1 pseudogene is annotated in these 264 nt (G+C 40.9%); it reads right to left on the bottom strand.

The annotated features are described in order from the left end of the window. Positions 1-264: pseudogene (locus GPK60_RS15740) on the bottom strand (RNA-guided endonuclease TnpB family protein); the annotation flags it as partial.

Here is a 264-nt window from a genome sequence, read left to right as displayed (position 1 = left end):
GGATTCGGATCTTTGATCCCTCCGGTCTTTTTCAGGACATAAAAAGATTTCCATGCTTTATCCAGCTGCTTGCAGGTCTCCTGCGCTGTCTGTGACGGAAGCTGTTTATACCATAAATTTCCTTTATGTGTTTTTTTCTGATAATACCAGTCAGGATATTTTTCCAGTCCCAGCTCTTTATAATGATGCCGTTCATAGTTGCAGATATTCCAGAGTTTGGAAGCTGCATAACACATATGCCCTATGATATTGGAATATTCCGGC

This window comes from Ruminococcus sp. MCC718 (genome assembly GCF_018783905.1).
In the GTDB taxonomy this organism is placed as follows: Bacteria; Bacillota; Clostridia; order Lachnospirales; family Lachnospiraceae; genus Hominisplanchenecus; species Hominisplanchenecus faecis.
The sequence above is the reverse complement of the archived record's forward strand: the minus strand, read 5'-3'. Positions and strand labels throughout refer to the sequence as shown.